This window comes from Pelagerythrobacter sp. Soil_C_18, from assembly GCF_057657235.1.
This window is the reverse complement of record NZ_JBDGIU010000009.1, coordinates 49888-73212: the sequence shown is the minus strand read 5'-3', so window position 1 is coordinate 73212 and position 23325 is coordinate 49888. Positions and strand designations below refer to the sequence as shown.

Below are 23325 nucleotides of genomic sequence, written 5' to 3'. Positions count from 1 at the left end.
ATCGAAATTAGCCTTATCATTCTGCTTTCGAACAAATTTTGACTGAAGCCATTTCTTGTCAGCTGCAGGCGCCGGCTGCGTGGCAAGACCATCCTTGCGCACCGCGTAGATGAACAACTCAAGTCGTCAGGGCGCAGTTGGTCACTTCACGCATCCCGTTATCAAGCCTAACAGTTTAGGCGTATAGTAAGCAGTACCGGATCTTTTATATTTCGACGCTCCCACGAGGAAGGAGCCCCGACATGACAAACAAGATTCGTCAGATAGCTCTAGGCGCGGCGGCCGCGCTGGCGATTGTTAATACCGCCCATGCGCAACCGGACGACAGGGCTGGAGAACAAACCAGCATCGTGCTGGTTCATGGCGCCTTTGCCGATGGGTCGGGTTGGCGCGGCGTTTATGATCGGCTCGTCTCAAAAGGTTATCGCGTGGCAATCGTGCAGAACCCGCTGACCTCGCTCGAAGACGACGTCGACGCCACCAAACGCGTGATCGAGCGTCAGCCCGGGCACGTCATACTGGTGGGACACAGTTGGGGCGGCACGGTGATCACCGAAGCCGGAAACCATCCGAAGGTGGCGGGCCTCGTCTATGTCTCGGCGCTTGCTCCCGACAGCGGCGAGACGACCGCGCAGCAGTATGAAGGCTTTCCTCCTGCCGCCGAGTTCGTGATCGACACGCAGAGCGACGGCTTCGGCTTCGTGAACCCGGACAAGTTCAAGGCCGCCTTCGCCGCCGACGCGAGCGATAGCGATGCCGCTTTCCTGCGTGACTCGCAGGTTCCGATCAACATGTCGGTATTCACCACTCCGATCAGCGAAGCCGCCTGGCGGAGCAAGCCCAGCTGGGCCGTGATCGCCCGCGAGGACAAGGCCTTTGGTGAGGGCATGCTGCTGCACATGGCGCGGCGCATGAACGCCGACATCACCGAAGTACCTGGAAGCCATGCGCTGTTCATGACTCAGGCGCAGGCGGTCTCCGAGGTGATCGATCGCGCGGCACAGGAGAGTCTGGACCAAGCTGGCGAGTCCAGGGCTGGAGCCGGCAACTGAGCGGCGGCCGAGCGCAGCGGCGAACTGCCCCGGCCGTTAGCATGTCATTTTCAACCCCTACCGCGTCACTTCCCCCCAAGCGTGCCGCTGCCGTGTGGCGGCCACAAGACTGATCAGCAGCGGCGCTCCGGCCGCTCGACCAAGGAGATCGATCATGGGAACAATTACCACCAAAGACGGCACCGAAATCTTCTACAAGGACTGGGGCAGCAAAGACGCGCAGCCAGTTGTATTTCATCATGGTTGGCCCCTTTCGAGCGACGACTGGGACAGCCAGATGCTCTTCTTCCTGGGCGAGGGTTACCGCGTCATTGCGCATGATCGGCGCGGCCACGGCCGCTCCACTCAGACTGACACCGGCAACGAAATGGATACCTATGCCGCTGATGTCGCCGAACTGGCGGCCGCGCTCGACCTCAGAAACGCCATCCATGTCGGCCATTCGACCGGCGGCGGCGAAGTTGCCCGCTATGTCGCCCGCTCCGCACCGGGCCGGGTTGCCAAGGCAGTGCTGGTTGGCGCCGTGCCGCCGGTCATGGTGAAGTCGGACGCGCACCCCGGCGGCGTGCCGATCGAGGTGTTCGACGATTTCCGCGCCCAGCTCATCGCCAATCGCCCGGAGTTCTACCGCGAAATCGCGAGCGGGCCGTTCTTCGGCTTCAACCGCGAAGGGGCGAAGGTCAGCCAAGGGCTGATTGACAACTGGTCGCGCCAGGGCCTCGCCGGTGGTGCCAAGGCGCAGTACGACTGCATCAAGGCCTTCTCGGAGACCGACTTCACCGAGGACTTGAAGGCGATCGAGGTGCCGGTGCTGGTGATGCACGGCACCGACGATCAGATCGTGCCCTTCGCCAATCATGCGCCAAAGGCCGTCGAACTGCTCAAGAACGGAACGCTGAAGGCGTACGATGGCCTACCGCACGGCATGGCCCAGACGCATCCGGAGATCATCAACCCTGATCTACTCGCCTTCTTCCGCAGCTGAGCGAACCAGCGGGCTCGCGACCGGCGCATGACTCAAGTCAACGCCGGTTGTTAGCCCGTCTCCTGGTTGCCCACCGAGGATCGTCGCTGGCATGACGGACGAAGCCGCCCGGCAGGAGTCGACCTCCGGACGGTAAGACCAGCCAACCCCCCAAGCACGACCGATACCTGCGATGAGCGCCGGCGGACATTCCCGTCCGCCGTGCGCTTGCGGAGCAGTGTTCATGTCAAGGATCCCCTGATGACAGACCAGAATAGCCACGACGAAGCCGCGGACTTCGAGAGCCGGGCTCGCGAGAATCAAGCACACCTGACCACCCACCTTCAACCGGCCTACGACTTCATCGTCTGCGGCGCAGGATCGTCGGGATCGGTCATTGCCCGCCGCCTGGCCGAGAATCCGGACTGCAAGGTGCTTGTGGTCGAAGCTGGCGGAAGCGACGAGGCAGAGACTGTACTCGACCCGGCCCAATGGCCCGCCAACCTCGGCAGCGAGCGCGACTGGGGCTTCCAGGCCGAACCCAATCCCCATCTGGATGGACGCTCGCTGTCGATGTCCATGGGCAAGGGCCTCGGCGGTGGCTCCAGCATCAATGTGATGGTCTGGGCGCAGGGGCATCGCAGTGACTGGGACCATTATGCCGCCGCATCCGGCGATCCGGCTTGGAGCTCCGGCGCGGTACGTGAGATCTATCGCCGTATCGAGAACTGGCAGGGCAAGCCGGACCCGCAGTACCGCGGCACCGGTGGCCCCGTCTGGGTCCAGCCTGCCGCCGACCCGAGCCCGCTTGCCGGCGCCATGCTGGACGCGGCGCAGGAGCTTGGCATCCCCCGCTTCGACAGCCCCAATGGCCGCATGATGGAAGGCGAAGGCGGCGCAGCCTATACCGACATGCTGGTGCGCGATGGAAGGCGCCATTCGCTGTACCGCGCCTATCTGCGGCCCTGGGCGGACCGGCCGAACCTCACGATCCTGAGGGATACGCTCGTCCGGCGCGTTCTCTTCAACGGCCGCCGGGCGGTCGGTGTGGAGATCGAAAGAAACGGCGAGCTTCGCTCGATTGCGGCGGGAAGCGAAGTGATCGTTTCCACCGGTGCCATCAATACGCCCAAGCTGCTCATGCTCTCGGGACTGGGTGATCGCGCAGAGCTTGCCCGCCATGGCATCCCTCTGATCGAGCACATTCCTGGTGTCGGGCAGAACCTCCAGGATCACGTCGCCTTCTGCTGTACCTGGGAATATCATCGGCCACTGGCGCCGCGTAACAGTGGGAGCGAGGCCACCCTCTACTGGAAAACGCGGCCGGAACTGGAAGCGCCGGACCTGCTGTTCTGTCAGGTCGAGTTCCCGGTGCCGAGCGAGCGCACCGCCGCTCTGGGCGTGCCGGAGCACGGCTGGACGATGTTCGGCGGACTGGCGCGCCCGCAAAGCCGCGGCGAATTACGCCTTGCCTCCTCCGATCCTTATGCAGCTCCGATCGTGGATGCCAACATGTTGTCCGATCCGGCGGACGTCGAAGCCGCACGGGCCTGTGTCGCGCTCAGCCGGCAACTGGGTGCCGCCGCAGCCTTCACGCCTTTCGTCAAGCGGGAGGCAATCCCGGGCGATGGCAACCTGATCGACGATCACTTCATCCGCGATTCCGCGGTGACCTACTGGCATCAAAGCGGCACGGCGCGCATGGGGCGCGACGACATGGCGGTGGTCGATGCGGCGCTCAAGGTGCGGGGCATCGAGGGCCTCCGGGTGGCCGACGGCTCCATCCTGCCGCGGGTTTCTACGGGAAACACCCAGGCACCTTGCGCGATCGTGGGGGAACGGGCGTCGCAACTTATTCGCGACACCCACGGCATCTGAAGTCTGCGGCTATGCGGACTCCCTTCCCCGGGTCGCAGCCCCCCTCTCCGGTGGTTCAGTCCCGCCGCCGGAGAGGGCCAGGGCTGGTTCTCGGCTCTCGAGCTGCGCGAAGTTCCCGCCGCGTTCGGCTACTCAGGGTTTCGCCAGGGGACCGCAGTGCTGCTCGTAGCGATCGAGCAGCGCTTGCACCTTCGCAAAGCGCGACCTGACTTCAGGAGATTCGAGCGGCTCGTAGCGATAGAGGGTCGCCCCCTCGCGCTCACGGACGGTGAGCGTCAGGGACTGGTCGAAGCGCGACGCCAACTGCTGCCAGGCGAAAAGCTCCGCCAGATCTTCAGGCGCTGCGGCACTGGCATAGAAGGAGATGAACGGGCTCTTGCGAAGCGACTCGTAGAATGCGGGGGAATACCGCAGAGGAATGGCCGGCTCCCTGCGAAATGGCGTCCTCGCGGCCAAGCTGGAAGCATGCGGCTCGGACAAGGTACGAACATCTTCCCAGATGCCCGCACGAAGAGGTCCGGCGGCATCGTGGCTGAGGCCAAGTACCTGATCGACGATATGCGTCGCCTCATGCAACAGGATGTAGGTAAGCGCGGCGCTTTCCCCGGCGTCGAACTCGACACTGAATCCCGACCCGTCATCTTCGAATAGGCGGGCTTCCTTCGTGTTCAGGAATGCGGTCAGGCTTTCGTCCAGCAGGCTGGCTCGCAAGGTGATGTCGAACTGCGAACTCGTCTCGTCGAGGCCGGCCCTGCTCGTGAGTGCACTTCCGGAACCCCGCTGGAGATCGAGGAAGCTGAGCCGCCTGAGGTGACGCTGAAGAACGTCACGATGCAAGCGCGGCAATCTTGCGAGCGCGCGTTTCACGATGGTCTGTTCTTCGGGCGTGAGCTCGTGCGCCGAAATGGCAGTCGCCCCTGCGCCCGAGAAAATCTCGATGATCGCGGGGTCAGGCCTGCCGATACGAGAATCCAGCGGGACGGGATTGTCTCTATTGAGCCCGACGCAGGCAGCAGGCTGCGATCGGTAAGGCGTCGACTGGGCAAGCACCGCGGTCGGTGCGGTCTGACTCGCCAGTGAAAGCGCCACAATCGCCCCGAAGGCATCCCTCAAAGTGCGCATCCCGCCTGCTGACTGGAATTCTGCATTGGCGTCTTCACCCTCCCTCGGTCGGTGTGATCCTGGCGCAGGACGGTCACTCCGCCTCAAGCCGTGGGCACCGTCCCGCCGTCGATCACGTATTCCGTACCGGTAATGGTGCCCGCGCGGTCTGACGCGAGGAAGGCGATAAGGTTCGCTATCTCTTCAGGGCTTGATGGTCGGCCGATGGGTATTCCGCCAAGCGAGTCCATGATCATCTGTTTTCCTTGTTCGACGTCGACCCCATGCTCTGCCGCCAGTCGCCTGGCCAGGTCGACCGACGCCTCCGTTTCGATCCAGCCGGGCGAAACTCGCACGACTCGCACGCCCTTCGGCGAGACCTGTTTCGAAAGGCTCTTGCTGTAGGTGGACAAGGCCGCCTTTGCGGCTGCGTAGGCGGTGGTCGCCTCCGGCAGTGGCAGTTCTCGCTGAATCGAGGTCACATGGATCACGACTCCTGACCCGCGCGCCTCCATGGCGGGAACAAGCTCGCGGTCGAGACGGATCGCCGGCATGAGGTTGAGGTCGAGTTCCTGTCTCCACTCCTGATCGGACAACGCCTCATATCCGCCGGCCGGTGCCGACGAGCCGCCCAGCATATGAACTATGATGTCCACGCCGCCGAGCCGTTCGCGCACGGCAGCGGCAAGTCCGATGCAACCTTCCGGACGCGTAAGATCCGCAGCAAAGAACTGCTCGTCTGACAGCTTGTCTGGGTTGCTTCGGGCGCTGGTCAAAACGCGGGCGCCGAGTTCTTGGAACAGGGCTACCGTGGCAGCTCCCGCGCCCCGCGTGCCGGAGGTGATGAGGGCCCGCTTGCCCTCCAGGTTCACGAACGGGATCATGGGACGATCTCCAGTTCGGCGATCTTGTCGTCCTGAAGGACGAAGAGATATCGCAGGTCCACCGGACTACCAGGGAAGTTGCCGACGAGGTGGCTGGTGACGACGGTTCGCCCGCCTTCTTCCGAAAGCTCGAAAGGCTCGGCAGTATAGGTGTACTGCGTGGACGCATTCGCCATCCACTGCCGGATCGCATCCCGCCCGGTGTAGGTATTGCCTTCGTCTACGACGATCGCGTCCTGCGTAAAGCAATCCGAGATCGCCTGCGCATCGCCCTGCTTGTCGGCGGAAAAATAGGCTGCGATCGCGCCCGGTAGTTCAATGGTCATCGGTGCCTCCAGTTTGGTCCCGCATTCTCAGCGGTTCCCGTCCGGTCACGAATTAGGGCTTCAACGGCGTTCGAATAAGTGGGATAAAGCGGTACGGGGAATTGCGGCTTTCGGGATAATGCGAAACTACAACCTCACCGATTTCGATGCGGTTCTCGCGATCAGCCGCAGAGGCACCTTCCGCGCAGCCGCGCTCGAGCTCGGAATGTCGACGAGTTCGCTCAGCAATGCGATCGTCAAGCTGGAGGGGCAATTGGGAGTGCGGCTGTTCAATCGCACGACCCGCAGCGTTTCGCTGACGGATGCCGGGCGACGGTTCGTCGATCAGGTCACGCCTGCTCTGAAGGATATCCATCAGGCGCTCGACACCGTCCGCTCGCAGCAGGAGACGCCGTCCGGTGTGCTTCGTATCAACACCTTCGCGACGGCCGGACGCGAGATTATCGCGCCACTGGTGATCGAGTTTCTGCGGCGCTTTCCCGAGGTCCACATCGACCTCGTGACCGAAGGGAAGCTCGTCGACATCGTGGCGGATGGGTTCGATTTCGGGGTGCGCAGCGCAAATCTCGTCCCCACGGATATGATTGCGATCCCCCTGGGCCCATCCAGGCGATATGCCGTGGTGGCCACACCTTCCTATTTCGAGGATCGCGACCGGCCGCGTGTCCCGTCCGACCTTCTCGCACATGACTGCATTCGCACGCGGCTGCCCAACGGAGCGATGTTCCGCTGGCAATTCGAGGCCGAAGGGCAGCCCGTGCAGGTCAACGTAGACGGTCCAATCACTCTGGACGAAGCAAGTCTGGCCCGCATTGCCGTGCTTGAGTCCGTGGGGATCGGGTTCTTCATGGAATCGGATGTGCGCGATGACATCGAGGCGGGCCGGCTCGTACGCATTCTCGAGCACTGGACACCTCCGCTTTCGCGCCTTTGCCTCTACTACCCGAGCCGGCGAAATCCGCCTGCTGCGTTCAAGGTTTTCGTCGACCTCGCACGTGAACTCGCTCGCTCCTCGCGCAAGCACTGAACCCGAATTGGTGTTCGGCTGCGGCATGAGCGCAGTGCATTGGCTGGGGGTCACGGTGGCCAAGGTGCCCGAGCTCGTGCCCAGCACCCTCGCCTCCGTCACCTCGCCCAGAGCACGATGAAGAGTAGGAGGTCGGAACGCTCCGACCTCTTGCCCGGATGGCTGGTTCATGCGGCCTGCCTAGTGGGCGCCACCACCACGAGCTTCTGGTTGACCAGCTCCTTGATACCGCTCTCGGCTAGCTCACGGCCGTATCCGGACCGCTTTACGCCGCCGAACGGCAGTTCGGGCCCCCCGCCGGTCATCGCGTTGATCCAGACCATGCCCGCCTCGATCCGCGATGCGAGGGCCTTGGCACGGGCAATGTCGGCCGAGAAGATCGAACCGCCGAGGCCATATGGCGAGTCGTTCGCCAGCTCGACCAGCGCGTCGTCGTTGGGGACGATGTGGATTTGGGCGACGGGCCCGAAGAACTCCTCGAAATAGGCCGGATTGTCCCGTCGGACGTCGGTCAGGATCGTCGGCTCGAAATAGGCGCCATCGCCCTGAACCGCATTGCCGCCGTGGAGGACGCGGGCGCCCGCCGCGACCGCATTACGAACCTGCTCGGCGAGGCTGTCGCACGCAGCCATCGAGGAAAGAGGGCCGAGATCGACACTCTCATCCATGGGATCGCCCACTCGCATCGCCCTGAACCTTTGCGCGAGCTTCTCGATGAAGCTGTCCGCCACCTTCTCGTGGACAAGAAAGCGCTTCGCCGCGGTGCAAACCTGTCCGGCAACCGTCAGCCGGCCGGCTGCGCCCGCCTCGGCGGCGTAGTCGAGATCCGCATCGTCCAGCACGGCGAAGATGTCCGAACCGCCAAGCTCGAGCACCGACTTCTTGAGATTACGGCCGGCTTCGGCGGCAACGATACTGCCGGCTTGTTCCGAGCCGGTCAGCGTGACGCCCTGGACGCGATCGTCCTGCAGCAGCTTGGCCACCTGGTCCTTACCCGCAAACACCGTCGTCCAGACACCCTTGGGAGCACCTGCCTCCAGTATCAGCGCCTCGAACAGCTTTGCGCATTGCGGCACGATACCTGCCGGCTTGACGAGCACGGGGTTGCCCGTCGCGATCGCGGGAGCGGCCACGCGCACCAGTTGGTAGTAAGGAAAGTTCCAGGGTTCGATGGCGACTATGACGCCGATCGGATGGAACTCGATCCAGGCATCTCCCTGGTCGGTCTCGATCTTCTCCGGCGTCAGCATGCTGCCAGCACTGTCGGCGAAGTGGCGCGCGATCCTGGCGGTCTCCTCGACTTCCCATCGCGCCTCAGAAATGCGCTTGCCCATCTCGCGGACGGCAACTTGCGCCAGTTCCTCCGCGCTGCTTTCGACCAAGTCCGCCAGTCGTGACAGAACAGCCAGCCGCCGTTCGATAGGTCCTCGCGACCAGTCCGACCTGTAGACTGCGTCCGCCTGCGCAAGGGCGTTCTCGATCTCCTCGTCGGAGTGGTTGGCAAACTCCGCAACGGTCTCGCCGGTCGCGGGATTGGTGCTCTTGTACGCCATGGGAATTCTCCATCGCTGGAGGGAGACCGGGCCTGGCCGGTCTCCCGATCAGTCAGGCGGCCTGCGCGCCAACGAGAAACGGGTAGTCGGTGTATCCTTCGGCTCCGCCGCCATAGAAGGTCGCGCGGTTGTGCCTGTTCAGCGGAGCGCCTCTGCGGATGCGCTCGGGCAAGTCCGGGTTCGCGATGAACGGGCGGCCGAATGCGATCGCATCGGAGTTTCCCGAGGCCACGGCTGCTGCCGCAGTCTCCGGCAGAAATCCGCCGGCAGAGATGATCGGACCATCGAACGCCTTCTTGAACAGCGCCGCGACATCGGGCGCATCCATGTCGAGCGGCTTCTCGTCGTTCGTAAAATCGGCGCGCGGTTCGATCAGGTGGAGGTAGGCGATATTCCGCGCTCCAAGCTCACCGGTCACGTACTGCCACAGCGCAAGGCCCGCGGAATCCGTCATGTCCAGGATACCGCTCCAGGGCGACAGCCGAACGCCGACGCGACCTGCACCAATTGCCGCAGCGACGGCGTCGACCACTTCGAGAAGCAGGCGCGCACGATTTTCGATCGATCCGCCATACTCGTCGGTTCGCTGATTGCTGCCATCGTGCAGGAACTGGTCAAGCAGATATCCATTCGCGCCGTGGATCTCGACACCATCGAATCCAGCCTCACGCGAGTTGCGGGCAGCGTGGACAAAATCGCCGATGATCGCAGCAATCTCTTCGACCTCAAGAGCGCGCGGCGTTTCGAACGCAACTGGATTGCCCTGAGCGTCCATGTGATCGCCGGCAACTGCGATCGCAGACGGCGCGATCGGGAGCGCACCCCCAGGCTGCATCGTCGAATGTGAAACACGGCCGACGTGCCAGATCTGATTGAAGAAGAATCCGCCTTTCGCGTGGACAGCATCCGTGGCGAGGCGCCATCCGGCGATTTGTTCGTCCGAGTAGATCCCCGGTACCCAGGGATAGCCATGTGCCTGAGGCGTGATGTCGGTCGCTTCGCTGATCTGGAGCCCGCCAGTGCTGGCACGCTGCCCGTAATATTCGGCGTTGAGTTCATGCGGAACGTCGCCGGGCTGCTTGGCGCGCATGCGGGTGAGTGGGGCCATGACCACGCGGTGCTTGAGGGTGAACGCACCGAGCTGAAGCGGAGTAAATAGGTTATCCTGTGCCATGTGAACCTCTGCTGGTTATCAATGGCAAGGATGTAAATCGCTCCGTCAACCGTTACTATATCCGTTAGGAGTGAAGCTTAGTAACGCACATCGTTATGTTAATTAAGCCACCCCACGGGCACTTGTTCGCGGCTGTAGGAACCCGAATGTCTTGATCTGCAGCTTTGCCGGAGCGGCAACGTCCCGCCCCCTCCCGTGAGCATTGCCAGGGAACTGGTCGACCGGCAGATTCAGGCGAAGCTTTTCTGGAACCTGTCGAGGAAAACACGGAGCTTGGGAAGGACTTGTCGCCGCGACGGGAAGACCGCCCAGATCGCAAGGTCGCGCGGTGATGCATCGTCAATCGGAACAGGAACTAGCCGTCCATTCGCTACCTCGTCCTCCGCATCCCAGGCAGAGAGCTGCGCCAACCCGAACCCGGAGACACAAGCCGACAGGAATCCGTCGACGCTGCTCGACGAGAAACGACCGCTCACCGGTACTGATCGCTCCTTGCCATCGACGACGAACTGCCAATGGGTGAAGTTGGTGAATGTCAGGCATTCGTGGTTCGCCAGATCTTCGATAGTCCGGGGAGCGCCGTGCCGTTCCAGGTATGCAGGGGCAGCATAGATCAACTTGGGATTATCTGCGAGCCGCCGGGCAATCAGCCCTGAGTCCTTGAGTGGCGCAATTCTGATCGCAACGTCCACGCCGGAAGCAACGATATCGACCATGGCATCATTCAAGTCGAGATCGATCCGGAGGCGCGGATTCTCTTCGAGCAGCTCATTAACGATCGGCATGATCCTCTTGCGACCGAGGGTCGCGGTTGCCGTCACACGAAGCAAGCCAGTCGCGCCGCCTTCGGTAGGACTGAGCGTCGCCAGCGCAGCTTCCTGGGTGTCGAGCATCTCGGACGCGAACGGCAGAAAAGCCTCGCCCTCGGGCGTAAGTGCCAGCGACCGAGAAGTTCGGTGAAGCAGGCGAACTCCCAGTTCTTCTTCCAGCGTAGCCAGCCGCCTCGTGGCTGACATGGCCGTCAGCTTGAGGTGCCGGGCTGCGGCGGAAAGACTGCCCTTGCGCACTGCGCAGATGAACACCTCAAGTCCCCGAGAGTCCATTTGGTCACCTCACGTAGCTCGTTAGCAAGGCCAGGAATATGATCGAACAATAGCCCATGGCGCAAATTGCGGAAGGGACTGACACGATCCGCAAGGAGCAGCTCAGCCCCGGAGCTAGCGCCGCTCCAGCAGTTCGCAGTGGTCCCCAAGTAAGCTGATTGGACTACAGCTTCCTTGTCCGGATATCCGGTTCTCGCACATGAGGCGTCGGGGCGGTATCCGCCGACAAAGCCGTCGTTCCGGTCCACGAAAGCAGTGCTTGGAAGCGGTCTTCGGTTCATGCGGACGTGTTGGCTTTCCAACAGCTTTCTTCCAAGCGGTGGATCGACACACTTCCCCATCGATCGGCCTCCGGCATCGGGGGAACTCTGCTGGTCGAGCGGGCGTTCGAACCTAGTCTGGCCCTGGAGCGGATCAAATGAACCTGCAGAAGATCTATGCCGCATTGCTCACCACAGATCTCGCCGCGGCCGAAAGTTGGTTTACCAAGGTGCTCGGCCGTCGACCCGATCATCGACCCATGGACACGCTGGTGCAGTGGGAGCTCTACGATCAGGGCGGACTAATGCTTTCAACCAGCGACGAGATCGCCGGCAAGGGTGTGGTATTCCTTTACGTCGATGATCTCGCAGCCGAGCGCCGCAGACTGCAGGGCCTGGGGATCGTGCTCGGAGACGACATCAAGGGAGACTATTCAACGTTGGCGCAGGTGTGTGATCCTGACGGAAACCTGATCACGCTTGCGACCCCACCCTCGCGGCCGCTCCCGCCGGCGTGATCGACCTGCAGAGCGGAATCCGCTTACGCCGACAAAGCGGCCGTTAGGCGTCTCAAAACGGCCGTCAAAAGCAACCGTCTGTCATGCACGTTTTCCGACCTTCACCCAAACGTCTGGCAGTGGGCAGCCGGCAGTTCCTGGATCATCATTCCGCAAGTTGAGGAATGCGTTTGCCTTTCCTGCGGCTCGTGAGGTGAATAAGGCGGCAACGGTCGCAGCGGTAAGTCCGGAGCTGCAAGCCATAGCGCCGGACGACGACGAGCGCCTCCTCCTCCGACCGGTAGGAAACCTTCTTCAAACAGATGCTCAATCGGGTTCGCACTCGATTAACCGCGACGCTTTCGCTCCGGCTTGTTTGCCAGTTCGATCCAGACCGGCGCATGATCGCTGGTCTTCTCCCACCCGCGAGGCCGCGTATCCACCTCTGCCTTCCTGAGGCGGCTGGTCGCGGGCGTGTTGAGGAGGAAATGGTCGATCCTCAGCCCGGCATTGCGCTCGAACGCGCCGCGCCAGTATTTCCAGAAGGTGTAAATCGTATCGTTCGGATGCAGATGTCTGACGGCATCGGTCCAGCCCTGGTCGAGAAGCCGGCTGAAAGCTGCCCTCACTTCGGACGCGAACAGCGCATCATCCCGCCAACGGTCTGGCGCATAGACATCGCGATCGGTCGGCATGACGTTGTAATCGCCAGCTATGACCACCGGCGCATCGAGATCGATCAGTGGACCGAGATGCTTGTGCAGCCGATCGAACCAGCGGAGCTTGAAGTCGAACTTCGGCCCGGGCCGAGGATTGCCGTTGGGCAGATAGAGCCCGGCCACAAGCACTCCATTGATGGCGGCCTCGATATAGCGGCTTTGCATATCGTCCGGATCGCCTGGCAAACCGCGGCGCGTCTCGTGGATCTCGCCAATCCGGCTCAGGATGGCCACGCCGTTCCAGCGGCTCTGACCGTGCCAGATGGCTTCATAGCCGGCATCTCGGATTGCCTTTTCCGGAAAACGCTCTTGCGGTGCCTTCAGCTCCTGAAGGCAGACGATGTCAGGTTCGGCCAGCTCGAGCCAGCGTAGCAGCACCGGCAGCCGGCCATTGATGCCGTTCACATTGTACGTCGCGATTTTCAATCTTAGGTCACCGTTCCTCGTGGGCCGGTCGATTGCCCATCGGTTCGCCGAGGCGAACCGGACGTTCCGGGGCCCAGTTTTCGTTGAAGGCAATGGTGCCCTGCCTGAAGAGCATCACAATCGTTGAACCAAGAAGGAAGCGGCCCATTTCCTCCCCCTTCTTCAGCTGAATGTCCTGGTCGGAATAGGTCCACTCGGATATCCTTCCGGTACGCTTTGGATTGACCACGCCGTGCCACACAGTCGCCATGCTTCCGACAATGGTGGCGCCAACCAACACCATCACGAATGGACCGTGTTCCGGCGACTGGAACACGCACACCACGCGTTCATTGCGGGCGAACAAGTTCGGCACGCCGCGCGCAGTGGCCGGATTCACTGAGAACAGCGCGCCAGGTACGTAGATCATACGCGTGAGCGTGCCGTCGCAGGGCATGTGCAGGCGGTGGTAATCCTTGGGGGAGAGGTACAGGTTGGCGAAGCTGCCGTGGCGGAACTGGGCCGCCAGCGCAGCGTCGCCGCCGAGCAGCTCGGTGGTCGTGAAGCGATGGCCTTTAGCCTGCAGGATGTGGTGGTCATCGATGGCGCCGTACTGGCTGATCGCTCCGTCTATCGGGCAGAGGAAATCGGCGACTGCCAAGGGTCGCGCGCCGACTTTCAGAGGGCGGGTAAAGAACTCGTTGAAGGTCTTATAGCTGGCAATATCCGGATTCCCGGCTTCACCCATGTCGACGCCATACTTGCCCACGAACCAGCGGATCAGCCGCGTCGTCATCGAGCCTCCCCGAACTCCGGCGACACGGCCGGCGAAGTGGGTCAAATGCTGCTTGGGCAGCAGGTACTGAAGCAGGACTTTGGGGCGATCGGACATGCTACCTCATAACGCAGACGGGGCCGATATGGTGTCATGAACTGCGAGGGATATCTTTGGGAAAGGTGCGTTCATTGGTTCAAGCTATCGATGCACTTCGGATGGTGGCGTGGGCCAGACACGCAAGATCCAACGAAGACTCTTGCCGGCATGGGGCGTGGATCAGCCCAGCATCGCCGCGAGGCCGCGGGTGACGGAATGTTCTTTCCCATCGGTAATGACGGCACTGAGGCCCGTTTCGGCGCTGATCGTCTCCGCGATCAGGGCGAAGGCGCTGCCGCCGGTCAAAACGATACCGCTGTCGCAGATGTCATGGCTCAATTGGGGCGGAGTTTCGTTCAGCAATTGACGCACCAGCTCGGCGACGTCACGCGCATGTTTGGTCACGACCGGGCGAAATTCGGCGGCGCCAAGGGTGAGCGCGCCGGGCTTTCCGTTGGTGAGATTGCGCCCCTTGATCTCGACCGCTGTCCCGTCTGCCCCGCCTGATGCGAGGAGTTCGGCGAGTTGCCTCTTCAATCGTTCGGCCGTGAGTTCGCCGATCAGGAACTGGTGCTGTTTGTGCAGATGGGCGGCAATGGCCGAGTTCAGGGCAGCTCCGCCGCCGCGCGCGGAGCGCGAGATACAGGATCCGCCGAGCGAGAACACGGCAGCCTCCGTGGTCCCCGCGCCGCACTCAACGATCAAGGAGCCCGTCGCCTCGTCGACAGGGAGGCCAGCTCCAACGGCAGCGGCCAGCGGCTCGCGAACAAGGCGAACTTTGCTTAGGCCGGCATCGGCGGCCGCACTGTGCAGCGCAGCACGCTCTGCCTTAGTGGCATCGGCAGGTACGCCGATAATGGTGTCGGGCGCGCCGAACCGGCGGCGTCCGATGCTCGACCCCACCGCGAATTTCAGAAGCTCGCGCGCTGCCTCGATATCCTGCAGCACGCCGCGGGCAAGCGGATGCCGGATCCGCAGCGCTCCCGACGTTCGGTCCCTCATCTCCGCCGCATCGTTACCGGCCGCGACGAGCCTCGATCGGATGCCATCATCGGCGAAGCAGCACAGCGAAGGCTGATCGAAGCACACGTCCGCGCCGTGGGCGATCACGCGGGTATTCGCGGTGCCCAGGTCGATCGCGATATCAGCTCGCGCGCGTGGGCTTCGAGAAAACAGGTTAGCCATGGCTTCCTATAGCGGGAACTGGGCAGATGTCTTCCTGCCACTACCGGTGAGAATGTCATTGCTGGGTCATCAGGCCTAGCCGACGGCGTTATCGGCGCCCACGGGTTCGTGCAGCTCAACCTCTTGGCCGGACTGGACCACGGAAACGATCGTCAGCGTGCGCTTGCGGCCGTCGCGGTCGGGCCAGAGGATCGCCCCGCCCTTGCGAAGGCCAATGAGGCCGGCGCCGATCGGCGTGAGGATCGAGACGCGTCCTGCCGAGATGTCGGCCTCGCCCGGCCAGACGAGTTCGACCGTGCGCGAGGCGCCGCTCGCCTCGTCGACGAACTCCACACGCGCACGCATGGTGACGACATCGGCGGGAATCTTGCCCGCGGCGTGGATCTTGGCGCGGTCGATCTCTTCCATGAGCAAGGCGCTCGTTACGGAATGGGCACCACTCGCACGTTCGGCCAGTTCGGCGATGGCGTCGGCCTCGGAATCGATCATGTGAATAGGCGGGCGCGCTGCGCGCGTGGTGCGAGTCATTGGGTGGGCTCTCGGGGTAAGGCGCGGCAATGCTTGGTGCCGGCGGAGACAAGGATGCTTGAATTTCTGCCCCGAGCTCAGGGCGCAGAGCGCCGAAACCCGGGGCTGAAGAATATCGCTCTCAGCGGCGATGGCCGCCGACATTTCAGACGCTCAGCGGCCCAAATGCTCTCCTCGAAAGCTGCCGCCCATTCATGCCCGCGAATTCATCATGGAGCGGCTGGTTTGAGCCTGGTCCCAGATCCGCCCGGCCCCCGTATACTAAGGTGAGGAGCCGACGTTTGAATCAGCCGTCTGGAGTGTCGCTATTCACATAGCGTTTGGCGAGAAAGTCACTAACCAGAAGCGTGGCAGGCAAACAAGCTGCAGCAAGAAACAGCAGAAAAGTCAGCACCCATCCATGCGGATCAGGGTTCCAAGTTTCAATGCCGAGAGCCAGTCCGACAAGGAGACCGGGCACGAGTAAGCCGCTGACCATCTTTATCGTGTGGTGGTTGGCAGTGAGTCGTCGCACTGCGAGAAATGCAACCACGGTGAGCAGAACAGCAGCGACGAGCATCGCCACCAACCAGGGTATGTTGCCTGCATTCAACATTGGCTGAACTTACCTGCGCAACTGAATGTCTGCAACGGCGCCGGCTGCCGAATGGGGTCTGGAGTTTCGAGAGCGAGCAAGCCGTCGCTCAGCGACGAGTACCCGTAGCGCCATTCGCCAACGTTGCAGTCAATCGAACGCTCGAAGCGGCTTCTTGAAACCTGTCCTTTGTTCATCAGGCCTTCGCTGCATAGCGATCGACCAGCTTTGGCACATTGGCGCCCGCAGCTCTTCTCAAACTACAGTTCTTAGAGGCGAGCCGCGCAACAAAAGGACGCTGCCGGGCCAGACGCTCTTCTCCCGCCGAGTGACGGAATCGGGCGGAAACTGGCGTCCGACCCATAAAGCGTCCGTCGGCAGCGACTCAACATCCAAGGGCTTCAGGCGAAGCTATTCGAAGCCTTCGAAACGACCAGAGACCAGAAAGGCCATATCCCAGAAGATTGTACTGTTCACTGCACGAAGCTCGCTATCGATGCGTTCAGCGAGCGCATCCACATCAACATCTTCCTCGCGAGCGACACCGTGCTCGATCATGCGTGGCAGCATGAGGCGCGTCAGCGTCGGCAGGAAGGACTCTTCCCAGGGCTGGATGAGCACGCCCTCGCTACGCGCGTGCTCGATTGTGAAGCCGGCTTCGCTTATCAGACGCGCCAGACGATAGCCGAGAGTTACGTCACCCTTTTCCGCAACGACGGTGTCCCAAACCATCCTGTAGCACTCTCGATGCACCGGAAGCTCACCCGCACCAGTTGGCAGATCGGCGCGAGCATGTTCCTGGAAACCGATGATCGTGCCCGGCTTGGCTAACCGTGCAAGCCGCGCCAAGGTTGCAGCAGCATCGGGAAGGTACATCAGCACTCGCCGGCCAATGATCGCGTCGAACAGGCCCAGGTCGGGCAGTTCTCCGCTGAGATCCGCAGCTTGATAAAGGATCGGGGCGACCTCCTTGGCGGGCGGTACAGCTCGTGCCGATGCCAAGGCGCTTTCACTCCTGTCGATACCGACGACCTCGCCTCCAGGGCCGACCAAAGCGGCCGCAATCCGGCTGAGATCACCGTTACCGCATCCGACATCAAGCACGCGCATGTTCGCGGCTATCCCGATGTGGGGGAAGAAGCGAGCGCTCGGGACATTTGCGGGATTGGCTGGGTCGGGCATCCGATGTAACATCATCACACGATAGGATGCCGCCTTCAGATCTACAAGACGGCGGGCCGCGCCGACATAGCCGTTATTCCCTGCCTCGGATTAGGTCATCGAAAGCTGCCATATATTCAGACACTCGCCGTCAACGGAAACTGGGCCGCAAGCAGGCTGACTGCAGCCGCGGTGGACTTGTTTCGCCGCGAATTGGGCAGCGCCTAGCAAGCTTCGGCTAACTAGCGGTCGAGAGCCGCACGGATTGCAATATCTATCCTCTCCAGCCACTATGGACTTTCCCGACGCGGCGGATTGAGAGGCGACCACGACGAGATGAATGACCGGATCTTCGTCCTCTACGGCTCGTATCGCTCCGATCGCACGGGCATTCGTCTTGCAAACTACATAGTGCATGGCCTCAAAGACCGCGGGAACGACGCTCGCCTGCTCGACGCCCGCGAAATCGGGCTGCCGATGCTCGACCGGATGTATAAGGAATATGCGCCGGGCGAAGCGCCGCAGGCGATGGAAGACTTGGCAGAACAGATCCGCAGCGCCGATGCCTTCGTATTTGTGGCGGGCGAATATAACTGGGGCGTCCAGCCCGGCCTCAAGAATCTTACCGACCACTTCCTTGAGGAATGGTTCTGGCGTCCAGCGGCAGTGGCGAGTTACTCGGCGGGCAGATTGTCGGGGGTGCGTGCCAATCTCGCCTGGCACGGGACCCTGTCCGAGATGGGCATGGTGGTCATTCCCAGCACCGTGGCGGTTGGGCCCATCGTCAAGACGCTCGACAAAAATGGCGCACCTATCGGCGAGGCCGGCCGCGCGCTTGACCGCGCGTTCTCACGCTTCGCCGACGACTTGGCCTGGTGGACCGCCGCCGCAAAGCATCAGCGAGCGCAGACGCCGCCGCCTTACTGACGTAGCCAGTCATCGATATCCAAGGTCGACGGTATGGTCACTCCCCTCTGAATTGTGCCGCCGCCAGCTTCGGCTTCTCGCCCGGACCGACGGTAAAGACGTCGCGCCATTCGGGATGCCTTTCGTATCGGGCGCGGACATAGGGGCAGATCGGGATGACCTTGAACCCGCGTGCCCGCGCATCGGCGACAAGGTGATCGACCAACGCCGCAGCGAGGCCCGTGCCTTTTAGTGCATCGGGTGCGCCCGTGTGGTCGGCGCTGATCAGATCCGGGCCGCGATGGGTGAAGGTGATCTCGCCTTCCGCATCTATTCCGGCGACCTTGCCGACGTATCGGCCGTGCTTTTCGCCATCTTCCAGCGTGACGGTGATCTCCGGTCCTTCGTCAGGCATAATCGCGTTCCTCCGGAAAGGGAGTAAACTCTTCATCGTCCGCATCGGGTAGCTTCATGCGGCCCTGCTTCCAGTCTTCCCTGGCCTGTTCGATCCGGTCTTTCGACGAGCTGACGAAGTTCCACAGCATGAAGCGCTCGCCAATGGGATCGCCACCCAGCACCATGATGGTGGCCGCTTCCTTCGCGATAACAGGCACGTCCTTGCCCGGCTCGAGCACGGCCATCTGTCCGGTCCCCAGGACTTGTCCCGCGATCTCCCCGGTCCCCGCGGCGACGTAGACTGCGCGCTCGTCGTACTCCGCAGGCAGAGTGCGGCTTGCGCCTGCATCCATATCCCAGTGCATGTAGAATTGCGGACTGTGGACCTTCACCGCTGATCGCATCCCTTCGGCGCTGCCTGCGATCAGGCGGCCGCGCAGGCCCTTCTCCTCCCATGTCGGCAAGTCGGCAGAGCCTTCGTGATGGTAGAATGCAGGATCGGCTTCTTCGTGCTCGGTCGGCAGCGCGACCCAGGCCTGAATACCGTGCATATGCGCCCCGTGCTCCCGTGCGTGATCGAAGCGTTCGGAATGGGTGATGCCGCTGCCGGTAACCATCCAGTTGACTTCGCCCGGGCGGATATCCTGCGTCACACCCAGGCTGTCGCGATGGGTCAGGGCGCCATCATAGAGATAGGTCACGGTGGAGATGCCGATGTGCGGATGTGGGCGCACGTCCATCTCGCGCGGGAAGCCCGGAGCAAGGTCTGCAGGGCCCATATGGTCGAAAAAGATATACGGCCCGACCGTGCGGCGGGCGTGGAAGGGCAGCACGCGGCCCACCTCGAACCCGCCGCCAAGGTCATGCGTGCGCTTGTCGATAATGCGTTCGATCATTCGTAATCTTCCTTCGCAGGTTCTTCGTCGGCAACAGAGCGATGGCGTGGCAGTCGCGTGCAAGAGTGCCCGGAGAGATCGCTCCCTCCGGGCACGAATGGGTCAGGCGGGCGCCAGCGCGCCGAACTTGCCCGAGTTGAACTCCGCGATCGCTTCCCGGATTTCGGCCTCGGTGTTCATCACGAAGGGGCCGTAGCCGAACACGGGTTCGTCGATCGGCTCGCCGGTCATCACCAGCAGCATGGCATCGCCATCGGCCTTGATAGCCACGCCTTCGCCATCGCTGGAGAGACGCGCGATCTCGGCCTCACCCACCCCCTTGCCGTCGATGGTGACGTGGCCCGAGAGCACCGCGACCATCGTGGTGTGGCCATTGGGCAGGGGCAGCCTGACATCCGCACCGGCATCGAGCCGAAGGTCCCACAGATTGATCGGCGTAAAGGTGCTGGCAGGCCCCCTCGTGCCCTCAAAATCACCCGCGATGATCCGCGCGCGGCCACCGTCGAAGGTGACTTCCGCGATCGTGTCGCGCGTGATCGCCTGGTACTTGGCCGGGGTCAGCTTGTCCTTGGCAGGCAGGTTGACCCACAACTGCACCATGCGGAACGGGCCACCGGTCTTCGAATAGCCGGGCGAATGAAACTCCTCGTGCAGCACACCGGAGCCGGCGGTCATCCACTGGACCTCGCCCGCACCGATGGTGCCGCCACCGCCTGTGGAATCGCGGTGACTGACCTCGCCGTCATAGACGATGGTCACCGTCTCGAAGCCCTTGTGCGGATGTTCGCCCACGCCGCGCGGACGACCCTTCACGGGCTCGAAGTTCCATGGTCCGGCATAGTCGAACAGCAGGAACGGGCTGATCGCCGAGGTATCGCCCTGATAGCTGAACAGAGAGCGCACGGGGAAGCCGTCGCCCACCCAGTGAGAGCTGTCGTTGCGCAGGACGGTGTCGATCGTTTTCATCGCATTGGCCTTTCGAAGAGGCGTATTATCTACCCCGCCTCGGGGCATTGCTTCCGTGTTGGACGCAACTTATGTATGTGCTGACATGTCAGCAAGTACGATCCAAAAGGATACCGCGATGAGCCGGCCCGAAACCGCAACTGAGGGCTGGCATTGCCCGGCAGAAAGGACGCTTGATTTCCTCTCGGGCAAATGGCGTCCCATGGTGATTTTCTGGCTCATGGAGAGCCCGCTGCGCTTCAACGAATTGCAGCGCCGGCTCGGTGCGATTACCCATCGCACGTTGTCGAAGACGCTGAAGGAGATGGAGGCGGACGGGCTGGTCCAGCGCAAGGACTATGGCGAGATTCCGCCCCGCGTCGATTACACCCTCACCGATCGTGGCCGCAGCCTCAAGCCCGTCTTGCAGGCTATGGAAGAGTGGGCGCAGACCCAAGCCGAGAGAAATCACGGAGAATTGCAATGAGCGACAATGCCGACTGGCCGGCCATTCCATTCGAGCCATGGAAAGACAGTTGTGCCGCCTTGCACCTGCAAACGCAGATCGTCGGCAAGTATCGGCTGGCCCACACCCCCTGGGTCAATCACTCGTGGCACGCGACGCTCTACGTCAATGCCGATGGGCTCACGACCGGGCTGGTCCCCGACGGCCCGGGCATCACCGTCCAGTTCGACGTGCAGCGCCAGCGCCTCGTCGCATCGTGCCCGACCGGAAAAAGCGATGGCTTCCCGCTCGAACCGATGTCGATCGCTGCATTCGACAGCAGGTTCAAGAAAACGATCGCGGCGCTCGGCGGGTCGCCCGAATATCATGGCTGCCCCAACGAACTGCCCGAGGTGACTCCCTTTGCCGAGGATACTGCCGCGCGGCCGTGGGATGCCGATGCCGTTTCCGGCTTCCATCGCGCGCTGGTGCGGATCGACGGGGTATTCAACGAATTCCGCACCGGATTTCTCGGCAAGGTCAGTCCGGTACATCTGTTCTGGGGAAGCTTCGACCTTGCCGTGACGCGCTTCTCGGGCAGATCGGCCCCACTGCATCCCGGTGGCATTCCCAACCTGCCCGACGCCGTCACGCGCGAAGCCTACAGTCACGAGGTCAGTTCCGCCGGCTTCTGGCCCGGCGGCGGCGGGATCGATGAACCCTGCTTCTACTCCTACGCCTATCCGACACCCGGCGGGTTCGCCGAAAAGCCTGTGAGGCCGGAGGCGGCAAGGTTCGACAACAATTTGGGGGAATTCGTGCTGCCGTACGAAGCAGTCCGCTCCGCCCCGGACCCACGCGAGGCGTTGCTGGAATTCCTGGAATCCACCTTCGAAGCTGCGGCAGGGCTTGCTGGTTGGGATAAAGACCTGACCTGCGCGATCGGCGAGAAAGGCCTGCCGCGCATCGTTGGTTAGGCGGAGGTGACGCTCCCCCCGACACAAGTGCGGACAATCTCATGCGTTGCACCTGAGGATGTGACGGCATCGCAGGATTGACGTCCGCTTCCGCGAATTGATCGCCACTCGTAGTGACGGAAATGCGGGCGCGAAACTGCGACTAAGGTCGCCGACTTAGCCGTCATTCCCGGCCTCGGATTAGCTTGTCGAAAGCTGTCCTATGTTCAGGCGCTCACCTGCGACGGCAACTGGGCCGGTAGGCGACTTGCAGCTTTTGATAATCGAGAGCGGAACCTGCCCTTCGAACAGGCGGCTCCATCGAACCCTAACGTTCGCCTGGAGTCGCGGAGCCATCGCCGATCTTGGGCGAAAAGAATCGCCGGGTCGCTGTCCTCGAGTTATTTGAAATATCGCTGAACCTGTACGCGTCACAGCAGACGGGCTTTATGCCAAACAACACCAAAGAGTCTCAGACTCGCGTTCGACCTGTGGTTTCGATCTCCGCCCGCGTCAGCGCGGCGCTGCGGGTGCTGATCCTGTCGCAGGATTGAATGCAGGATTGTCGAAGTCGATCGGGGAAGGCGATACTTCGGCCGGCGGGTTGGCGCTTTCTGCCCATGCACGGCACAGCATGTCTCGCAGCATCGCGGCCCCGGCCGCGGTGCGCTCATAGACCATCGCCCGAACATCTGGATCAGCGAAATCCGAGAAGCCGTTGCGCTGTTCCAGCCCGTAAACCTCCTCGACCTTGTCCCCGGATTCGTCGAGGTAGGCGAGCACGAGATCGAACATATCACCCTCCGACCGGGCAGGAGCGCCGATCCGCGGAAGGATGTCGGAGGGCGCGAGTTCGATACCTTCGACAAAGCGGCCTTCGAACCGCCCGTGGACACCCCGATCTGTCGTGAACCCATTGGGATTGTCGCCGCGCCAGCCGTCCGAATGGATCGAATTGTGCATCGGGTTTGCGCCGTCGCCGATGTAATGGCCGAGGCGGAACACGTCATACGCACAGGTCTGCTCGGCAAAGTTCGTGTCACGGCCGGCCGATGCGAGCTGCCGCACCTGACGCATGCACACGACGGTCCGGTCGTACGCTTCCATGGCGGCGTAGGGGAGCGTACCCGTCCAGCGCACGTTGGTGCGCGCGGCTGTCTCGGGATCGCTGTCACGGATCTGCAGGTGGCGATCGTACAGCGCGAGCACGAACTCGTAGCGGCTGCGCGGGATCGGCGTCAGGAAGGTAAACTGTTCGCGGAACCAGCCGTGATTGGGGTCTTCGATGATCTTGGAGAACCCCTCCGCATTGCCGCGCCAGCCATCCGGCTGAGATGCCGATGCGGCAATGTAGTCGACATGCTTCTTTAAGAAGATGGGCCCGTCCTCCGGTATCGCCTCGATGGCGGCAGCATCGATCACCGCGTGGCCGCGTTCCCCCCAGGCGTTGGCCGTATGGGGGACGAGGAGAGCAAGACTGGCGGCAACGGCGAGGAAGAGGCGCATGAGAGGCTCC

Annotated in this window: 24 protein-coding genes; 8 read left to right on the top strand and 16 right to left on the bottom strand. The window is 62.4% G+C overall.

What is annotated here, in order from left to right; all coding sequences use genetic code 11:
- Window positions 1-242 precede the first annotated feature (242 nt).
- The 3 genes from AC3A5N_RS15870 (at window position 243) to AC3A5N_RS15860 (ending at window position 3894) form a co-directional block, all read left to right on the top strand.
- Window positions 243-1052, top strand: a complete 810-nt coding sequence (locus tag AC3A5N_RS15870; protein ID WP_487738289.1) for an alpha/beta fold hydrolase — start codon at window positions 243-245, stop codon at window positions 1050-1052.
- A gap of 154 nt (window positions 1053-1206) precedes the next feature.
- Entirely contained in the window at window positions 1207-2037 is an 831-nt protein-coding gene (locus AC3A5N_RS15865) for an alpha/beta fold hydrolase (RefSeq protein WP_487738288.1), read from the top strand.
- Window positions 2038-2277: 240 nt separating this feature from the next.
- Window positions 2278-3894: a GMC family oxidoreductase gene (locus AC3A5N_RS15860; RefSeq protein ID WP_487738287.1), complete on the top strand. Its 1617-nt coding sequence runs from the start codon at window positions 2278-2280 to the stop codon at window positions 3892-3894.
- A gap of 132 nt (window positions 3895-4026) precedes the next feature.
- On the opposite strand, the gene AC3A5N_RS15855 is transcribed toward AC3A5N_RS15860, so the two are convergent.
- The 3 genes from AC3A5N_RS15855 to AC3A5N_RS15845 all read right to left on the bottom strand — a co-directional run bounded on the left by AC3A5N_RS15855 (window position 4027) and on the right by AC3A5N_RS15845 (window position 6205).
- Window positions 4027-5007 (bottom strand): hypothetical protein, encoded by a 981-nt coding sequence (locus AC3A5N_RS15855; RefSeq protein ID WP_487738286.1) that lies wholly within the window; start codon window positions 5005-5007, stop codon window positions 4027-4029.
- A gap of 92 nt (window positions 5008-5099) precedes the next feature.
- Window positions 5100-5879, bottom strand: coding sequence for an SDR family oxidoreductase (locus AC3A5N_RS15850; protein ID WP_487738285.1), 780 nt, complete (start codon window positions 5877-5879; stop codon window positions 5100-5102).
- Window positions 5876-6205, bottom strand: a complete 330-nt coding sequence (locus tag AC3A5N_RS15845) for a nuclear transport factor 2 family protein (protein ID WP_487738284.1) — start codon at window positions 6203-6205, stop codon at window positions 5876-5878. The genes AC3A5N_RS15850 and AC3A5N_RS15845 overlap by 4 nt, the downstream gene beginning before the upstream one ends.
- Window positions 6206-6323: 118 nt before the next feature.
- Between AC3A5N_RS15845 and AC3A5N_RS15840 the strand changes: the two genes are divergently transcribed.
- Entirely contained in the window at window positions 6324-7232 is a 909-nt protein-coding gene (locus AC3A5N_RS15840; protein ID WP_487738283.1) for a LysR family transcriptional regulator, read from the top strand.
- 167 nt (window positions 7233-7399) lie between these two features.
- On the opposite strand, the gene AC3A5N_RS15835 is transcribed toward AC3A5N_RS15840, so the two are convergent.
- From AC3A5N_RS15835 to AC3A5N_RS15825, 3 genes are all read right to left on the bottom strand, one after another.
- On the bottom strand, window positions 7400-8785 hold the full coding sequence (locus tag AC3A5N_RS15835) for an NAD-dependent succinate-semialdehyde dehydrogenase (RefSeq protein ID WP_487738282.1): 1386 nt from the start codon (window positions 8783-8785) through the stop codon (window positions 7400-7402).
- 52 nt (window positions 8786-8837) lie between these two features.
- The gene (locus tag AC3A5N_RS15830) at window positions 8838-9959 is read right to left on the bottom strand and encodes an alkene reductase (RefSeq protein WP_487738281.1); all 1122 of its coding nucleotides are present in this window, start codon (window positions 9957-9959) and stop codon (window positions 8838-8840) included.
- A 230-nt stretch (window positions 9960-10189) separates the two neighbouring features.
- The gene (locus tag AC3A5N_RS15825; protein ID WP_487738280.1) at window positions 10190-11062 is read right to left on the bottom strand and encodes a LysR family transcriptional regulator; all 873 of its coding nucleotides are present in this window, start codon (window positions 11060-11062) and stop codon (window positions 10190-10192) included.
- Between the two features lie 418 nt (window positions 11063-11480).
- On the opposite strand from AC3A5N_RS15825, the gene AC3A5N_RS15820 reads away from it, so the two are divergent.
- Window positions 11481-11840 carry a VOC family protein gene (locus tag AC3A5N_RS15820; RefSeq protein ID WP_487738279.1) on the top strand — a complete coding sequence of 120 codons (360 nt, stop codon included), beginning with the start codon at window positions 11481-11483 and terminating at the stop codon, window positions 11838-11840.
- Between the two features lie 326 nt (window positions 11841-12166).
- On the opposite strand, the gene xth is transcribed toward AC3A5N_RS15820, so the two are convergent.
- The 6 genes from xth to AC3A5N_RS15790 all read right to left on the bottom strand — a co-directional run bounded on the left by xth (window position 12167) and on the right by AC3A5N_RS15790 (window position 17286).
- The gene (xth, locus tag AC3A5N_RS15815) at window positions 12167-12964 is read right to left on the bottom strand and encodes an exodeoxyribonuclease III (protein WP_487738278.1); all 798 of its coding nucleotides are present in this window, start codon (window positions 12962-12964) and stop codon (window positions 12167-12169) included.
- Between the two features lie 7 nt (window positions 12965-12971).
- Window positions 12972-13835 (bottom strand): archaetidylserine decarboxylase, encoded by an 864-nt coding sequence (gene asd, locus AC3A5N_RS15810; protein WP_487738277.1) that lies wholly within the window; start codon window positions 13833-13835, stop codon window positions 12972-12974.
- Window positions 13836-13997: 162 nt separating this feature from the next.
- The gene (locus AC3A5N_RS15805) at window positions 13998-15002 is read right to left on the bottom strand and encodes a rod shape-determining protein (RefSeq protein ID WP_487738276.1); all 1005 of its coding nucleotides are present in this window, start codon (window positions 15000-15002) and stop codon (window positions 13998-14000) included.
- 75 nt (window positions 15003-15077) lie between these two features.
- A complete protein-coding gene (gene rnk / locus AC3A5N_RS15800) occupies window positions 15078-15530 on the bottom strand; it encodes a nucleoside diphosphate kinase regulator (RefSeq protein ID WP_487738275.1) in 453 nt (150 codons plus the stop codon).
- 286 nt (window positions 15531-15816) lie between these two features.
- Entirely contained in the window at window positions 15817-16125 is a 309-nt protein-coding gene (locus AC3A5N_RS15795; RefSeq protein WP_487738274.1) for a hypothetical protein, read from the bottom strand.
- A 390-nt stretch (window positions 16126-16515) separates the two neighbouring features.
- Window positions 16516-17286: a methyltransferase domain-containing protein gene (locus AC3A5N_RS15790; RefSeq protein ID WP_487738273.1), complete on the bottom strand. Its 771-nt coding sequence runs from the start codon at window positions 17284-17286 to the stop codon at window positions 16516-16518.
- Between the two features lie 315 nt (window positions 17287-17601).
- On the opposite strand from AC3A5N_RS15790, the gene AC3A5N_RS15785 reads away from it, so the two are divergent.
- Complete coding sequence (locus AC3A5N_RS15785; RefSeq protein ID WP_487738272.1) at window positions 17602-18192, top strand: NADPH-dependent FMN reductase; 591 nt, start codon at window positions 17602-17604, stop codon at window positions 18190-18192.
- Window positions 18193-18229: 37 nt separating this feature from the next.
- Here AC3A5N_RS15785 and AC3A5N_RS15780 read toward each other — a convergent pair whose 3' ends face one another.
- From AC3A5N_RS15780 to AC3A5N_RS15770, 3 genes are all read right to left on the bottom strand, one after another.
- Entirely contained in the window at window positions 18230-18586 is a 357-nt protein-coding gene (locus AC3A5N_RS15780; RefSeq protein ID WP_487738271.1) for a GNAT family N-acetyltransferase, read from the bottom strand.
- Complete coding sequence (locus AC3A5N_RS15775; protein ID WP_487738270.1) at window positions 18579-19463, bottom strand: pirin family protein; 885 nt, start codon at window positions 19461-19463, stop codon at window positions 18579-18581. The genes AC3A5N_RS15780 and AC3A5N_RS15775 overlap by 8 nt, the downstream gene beginning before the upstream one ends.
- A 102-nt stretch (window positions 19464-19565) precedes the next feature.
- Window positions 19566-20429 carry a pirin family protein gene (locus AC3A5N_RS15770; RefSeq protein ID WP_487738269.1) on the bottom strand — a complete coding sequence of 288 codons (864 nt, stop codon included), beginning with the start codon at window positions 20427-20429 and terminating at the stop codon, window positions 19566-19568.
- A 118-nt stretch (window positions 20430-20547) separates the two neighbouring features.
- Between AC3A5N_RS15770 and AC3A5N_RS15765 the strand changes: the two genes are divergently transcribed.
- Together AC3A5N_RS15765 and AC3A5N_RS15760 are read left to right on the top strand one after the other, a co-directional pair.
- On the top strand, window positions 20548-20895 hold the full coding sequence (locus AC3A5N_RS15765) for a winged helix-turn-helix transcriptional regulator (RefSeq protein ID WP_487738268.1): 348 nt from the start codon (window positions 20548-20550) through the stop codon (window positions 20893-20895).
- Window positions 20892-21830 carry a DUF5996 family protein gene (locus AC3A5N_RS15760; protein ID WP_487738267.1) on the top strand — a complete coding sequence of 313 codons (939 nt, stop codon included), beginning with the start codon at window positions 20892-20894 and terminating at the stop codon, window positions 21828-21830. Before AC3A5N_RS15765 ends, AC3A5N_RS15760 begins: the two co-directional genes overlap by 4 nt.
- Before the next feature lie 492 nt (window positions 21831-22322).
- Here AC3A5N_RS15760 and AC3A5N_RS15755 read toward each other — a convergent pair whose 3' ends face one another.
- The gene (locus AC3A5N_RS15755) at window positions 22323-23315 is read right to left on the bottom strand and encodes a phospholipase C/P1 nuclease family protein (RefSeq protein WP_487738266.1); all 993 of its coding nucleotides are present in this window, start codon (window positions 23313-23315) and stop codon (window positions 22323-22325) included.
- Between the last annotated feature and the right edge of the window lie 10 nt (window positions 23316-23325).